This is a genomic window from Janibacter sp. CFPM2_SD2, from assembly GCF_057364645.1.
In genome coordinates, this window is record NZ_JBNFOF010000236.1 from 1 (window position 1) to 4,392 (window position 4,392).

5 protein-coding genes and 2 pseudogenes are annotated in these 4,392 nt (G+C 72.8%); 2 read left to right on the plus strand and 5 right to left on the minus strand.

All coding sequences use genetic code 11. The annotated features are described in order from the left end of the window. Positions 1-548 (minus strand): enoyl-CoA hydratase/isomerase family protein (locus AC2W7J_RS16240; protein ID WP_485983672.1); only part of this gene is annotated, 548 nt, incomplete at its 3' end. After that, positions 548-1,803, minus strand: a pseudogene (locus AC2W7J_RS16245) (thiolase family protein). The gene AC2W7J_RS16240 and the pseudogene AC2W7J_RS16245, both read right to left, overlap by 1 nt. Here AC2W7J_RS16245 and AC2W7J_RS16250 point away from each other — a divergent pair. Both AC2W7J_RS16250 and AC2W7J_RS16255 read left to right on the plus strand, forming a co-directional pair. After that, on the plus strand, positions 1,802-2,116 hold the full coding sequence (locus tag AC2W7J_RS16250; RefSeq protein WP_255184967.1) for a hypothetical protein: 315 nt from the start codon (positions 1,802-1,804) through the stop codon (positions 2,114-2,116). The pseudogene AC2W7J_RS16245 and the gene AC2W7J_RS16250 sit on opposite strands and share 2 nt — an antisense overlap. A 73-nt stretch (positions 2,117-2,189) precedes the next feature. Then, positions 2,190-2,980, plus strand: a pseudogene (locus AC2W7J_RS16255) (SDR family oxidoreductase). Positions 2,981-3,013: 33 nt separating this feature from the next. Here AC2W7J_RS16255 and AC2W7J_RS16260 read toward each other — a convergent pair. The 3 genes from AC2W7J_RS16260 to AC2W7J_RS16270 are packed head-to-tail and all read right to left on the minus strand — an operon-like array spanning position 3,014 to position 4,260. Further along, positions 3,014-3,523, minus strand: a complete 510-nt coding sequence (locus AC2W7J_RS16260) for a GyrI-like domain-containing protein (RefSeq protein WP_255184969.1) — start codon at positions 3,521-3,523, stop codon at positions 3,014-3,016. After that, a complete protein-coding gene (locus AC2W7J_RS16265) occupies positions 3,520-3,696 on the minus strand; it encodes a hypothetical protein (RefSeq protein ID WP_200811194.1) in 177 nt (58 codons plus the stop codon). Before AC2W7J_RS16265 ends, AC2W7J_RS16260 begins: the two co-directional genes overlap by 4 nt. Before the next feature lie 51 nt (positions 3,697-3,747). Next, positions 3,748-4,260 (minus strand): GNAT family N-acetyltransferase, encoded by a 513-nt coding sequence (locus tag AC2W7J_RS16270; RefSeq protein WP_485983675.1) that lies wholly within the window; start codon positions 4,258-4,260, stop codon positions 3,748-3,750. Positions 4,261-4,392: the final 132 nt, after the last annotated feature.

The following is a 4,392-nucleotide window of genomic DNA, read 5'->3' on the forward strand; positions in this document are numbered from 1 at the left end:
GGCGACCTCGGCCGACCAGGCCCTGGTCCCGGGCCTCGTCCGGCCGACAGCGGCTGGTCGCGCAGCGCGAAGGCGAGCGCCCGCTGCCGGCCCATCGCCAGGGGCAGCAGGGTCGAGGTGCCGCAGTCGGGGTTGAGCCCGATCTTCGGGTAGGCGACGACGAACTTCGTGCCCTCGGCCGCGATGACGACGTCTCCGGCGAGCATGATGCCCAGCCCGGCGCCGGCGACGGCCCCGTGGACGGCGACGGCCACCGGCTTGGCGAGCGCCTCGAGCGCGGCCACGGCCGCGTCCCCGGCGACGGCGAGCTCGTAGAGGTCACCCGCGGTGTCCTGCGAGTCGGCGAAGGAGGCGATGTCGCCGCCCCCGCAGAAGCGCTTGCCGGAACCGCTGAGGACGACGGCGCGCACCCCTTCGTCCTCGGCAGCACGCTCGGCGGCCTCGCGCAGGGCCACACCCAGCGCCAGGTCGAGGGCATTGGCCGACTCCGGCCGGTTGAGCTCGATGTGGGCGACACCGTCGGCGACGGTGTACTCGACGACCGCCATCAGATCCGCCGGAACATCGCGGCGAGCGCCTGGCCGCCCCCGATGCACATCGTGACGATGCCGAGCTCGAGGTCGCGGCGGACCATGTCCTTGGCCAGGCGCAGGGTGAGGATCGCGCCGGTCGCGCCGACCGGGTGACCCAGGGCGATGGCGCCGCCATAGGGGTTGACCCGCGCGGGTCGAGCTCGGTGTCGCGGATGACGGCGACGGCCTGCGAGGCGAAGGCCTCGTTGAGCTCGATGGAGCCGATGTCCGAAGGGGAGGTCCCCGTCTTCTCGAAGAGCGCCCGCAGCGCGTGGGTCGGCGCGTAGCCCATGAGCTCCGGCTCCATCGCGGCGGTGGCGACGGCCTCGAGGCTGACGAGACCGGTGAGGCCGCGCTCGGCGACGGCGGACTCGCGGCCGAGGACGACCGAGGCGGCGCCGTCGTTGATGCCCGAGGCATTGCCTGCCGTGACCGTGCCGTCCTTGGCGAAGGCCGGGCGCAGCTTGGCGAGCGTCTCGAGGGTGGTGTCGGGCTTGGGGTGCTCGTCCTTGTCGGCGGTGAAGGGCTTGCGGCCACCGACCTCGAAGGGGGTGATCTCCTCGGCGAAGGCGGCCTGCGCCTCGGGGGTGGCTGCGCGGCGCTGCGACTCGAGGGCGAACTCGTCCTGCTCCTCGCGGGAGACGCCGTACTTCTTCGCGACATTTTCCGCCGTGACACCCATGTGGATGTCGTGGAAGGGGTCGGTGAGCATGAGGACGGTGCCGTCCTGCAGCTGGCGGTTGCCGAGTTTGTAGCCGCTGCGGGCACCGAAGTCGTAGAAGGGCATCCGAGTCATCGACTCGTCGCCGCCGGCGAGGGTGAAGTCGAGGTCGTTCCACCGCATCTCCATCGCGGCGGACCAGATCGCCTGCAGGCCCGAGCCGCACAGGCGGTTGACCGTGTAGGCCGGGACATTGCTCGGCAGGCCGGCGGTCACGGCGACGCGACGCGCGTTGTAGGCGTCGGGGCCGACCTGGCCGATGCAGCCCATGACGACCTCGGAGATGTCCTCACCGGCGACGCCGGCACGCTGCAGCGCCACCCGACTGGCCTCGGCGCCGAGCTCGAAGCCCGGGGTGTCCTTGAACATCCCGCCGAAGCTTCCGGTCGGGGTACGGGCGCCGTCGACGACGACGATCTTCTCGGTGCTCATCAGCTGCTCCGTGGTCGGTGGGTGCGTTCGGGGGTCAGCATCCCACCCCCGGCGAGGGCGGTCGTAGCCTGTCCGCATGGCACTTCGCAGCGCAGAGAGCGTCCAGACCGCGCCCGTCGCCGCCCTCGGGCTGATCGGTGGCTACCTCACCGCCCGCGAGAGCGGCATCCGTCCGCTCGGCGGCGTCGTCCTCGGCGCCGCGGGCCTCTTCGCCGGCCGCAGCTGGCTGGCGAAGACCGACCCGGCCACGACCGCCGCGTTGTCGGCGATCTATCTCGGCGGCTTCGGCGCCTCCCACCCGCTGGCGAAGAAGGTCGGCGCCTGGCCGGCCGTCCTCGGCGTCGCCGCCGCCTCGGCCGCCGCGTCCTACGTCCTGTCCGATCGGCGCTAGCCCGGTGGTTGAGGTGCGACGAAGGAGCCTCGAAACCGCCCTCACCGGGGCGACCGGTCGCATCGGTGGCCGCGTGGCCGACCGCCTCGCGACGAAGGGGGTCCCCCTTCGCCTCCTCGTCCGCGACCCCGACCGGGCACCGGACTTACCGGGGGCGACGCCGGTCGTGGCCCCCTTCGCCGATGGTGATGCGGTCCGCGCGGCCTCGAGGGGGTCGAGACGGCCTTCATGGTCTCCGCCTCGGAGGCGGCCGACCGGGTGCAGCAGCACGTGACCTTCGTCGAGGCGGCCGCGGCTGCCGGGGTGCGGCACCTGGTCTACCTGTCCTTCCAGGGGGCGAGCCGGGAGTCGACCTTCACCTTCGCCCGCGACCACGCGGTGACCGAGGAGGCGATCCGGGCGTCGGGGATGGCGTGGACCTTCCTGCGGGACGGCTTCTACGCCGACTTCATGCCGGGGCTCGTCGGTGACGACGGCGTGATCCGCGGCCCGGGCGGGGACGGCCGGGTGGCCGTCGTGGCCCAGGACGACATCGCCGATGCGGCCGCGGCAGTGCTCCTCGACCCGACATCGCACGCGGGCCGCACCTACACGCTGACGGGGCCAGCAGCCCTGTCCTTCAGCGAGATCGCGACGATCGTCGGCGAGGCGAGCGGGCGCGAGGTGAGCTATCTCGACGAGACCCTCGACGAGGCCCGCGTCTCACGGGCCGCCTACGGCGCCCCGGACTGGGAGGTCGCCGGCTGGATCTCGACCTACACCGCGGTCGCGGCGGGCGAGCACGCGGAGGTGACGGGTGACGTCGAGGCGCTCACCGGGCACCCGGCGACGTCGCTGCGCGAGGTGCTCGGCGGCGCTGGCTGAGGTGCGACGCAGGAGCCTCGAAGCCCCCCAGGCTCAGGCCCCGTAGGGCACCACCAAGTCGGTGCGCAGCGTGCTCGGGTCCATGTCGGGCGAGGGCTCGGTGACGTAGACCTCCCAGAAGGGCAGCCCCGGCTGACGACCGTCGGCGGCGACCCGCTGCATGAGATCGCCCCACGCCCCGCCGAGCCCGTCGTAGCCGCCGAGGTGCGAGATCGTCGCGACCTCGGCCGCCGGCAGCTGTGACGGGACGAAGGTGATGCCGCCCGCCTCGAGCTCCCCGTCGAGCGGCGCGGCCACGGGCATGCCGACCTCGAAGGTCATCGTCGCGCCCGGCATGCGGTGGTGCAGCGAGAAGGCCGGGCCGGCGATCTCGATGCCTTGCTCGGCCAGGGCCGGCACGAGGGCGCTGAAGGTCTCGTCGAAGATCGCCGGCATCCCGTCGGGCGCGACGTCCTTGGCCAGTCGGACGACGGTCGGCACGTGCGGGCTCGACAGATAGGTGACGTCGGTGTGCGGCGGGGCGAAGTAGCTCGGCTGGCTCATGGGTCCCTCCTCGGGCTGCGGTTGTTGATCATGCCCACGGCTACCCAGGCGGCCGCGACGAGCACGCCGCCGCCGACCGGGTACCAGCGCGGCACCTCGTCGAAGAAGGCGAAGCCGAGGCCGAAGGCCATGGTGATGATGACCGCGATGATCGCGGGTGTGCGTGTCCCCATGCGGCGAGTCTGCCGGGGGCCGGGGGCGCTGTCCATGACCGGAAGGTCGGATCAGACCCCTACGAGCGACTCGAAGCGCTCACGGGTCAGGTAGACCATGCGAGCGTCCTTGTCGCCGACGCGCACCCGCTCGCCGAGCTCGAAGCCGATCTGCTGCGCGCGGAGGAGGACCGCGCGGTTGGAGGCGTCCGGCTCGCCGACGAGTCGCTGCACCGCGGGGTCGGCGAAGAGCCACCGGTAGATCCCCACGCCGACCGTCGCCGCGTCCTCGCCCGGGGCGACGAAGACGTGCGCACCCACGTCCCCCGGCTGCACGGCGTAGGCCTCGGCGACCGGGTCGTGCTCGGGCTCATAGGTCTGCACCAGCGCCACCGGCCGCCCTTCGCTCTCGCCGATCCACGCCCAGTGGGCCTCGAGGGAGTCGACGAAGGCGTAGATGTCGCGCACCTCCTCGACGCTCTTGTCTCCCATCCCCCAGAAGCGGCCCCGTGGCTGCGTCACCCACGAGTGGATCAGGGCCGCGTCCTCCTCCGGGCGAAGGGGGCGGAAGGTCAGGTCGGTCATGTCGTCTCCTCGTCGTCGGTCAGGGTGTGCAGGTCGCCCGCGCGCCAGGCGTCGTGCTGGTCGTGGGCGTGGCGGCGAGTCGGCCGGCCCGTCGGCGCCGAGCGGCACGACCCACGGAGCTCGGGCCGCCGA

Coding starts and splice junctions, on each gene's coding strand:
- AC2W7J_RS16265 (WP_200811194.1), bottom strand. CDS start 3,696: ATGGGGACACGCACACCCGCGATCATCGCGGTCATCATCACCATGGCC.
- AC2W7J_RS16260 (WP_255184969.1), bottom strand. CDS start 3,523: ATGAGCCAGCCGAGCTACTTCGCCCCGCCGCACACCGACGTCACCTAT.
- AC2W7J_RS16250 (WP_255184967.1), top strand. CDS start 1,802: ATGGCACTTCGCAGCGCAGAGAGCGTCCAGACCGCGCCCGTCGCCGCC.
- AC2W7J_RS16270 (WP_485983675.1), bottom strand. CDS start 4,260: ATGACCGACCTGACCTTCCGCCCCCTTCGCCCGGAGGAGGACGCGGCC.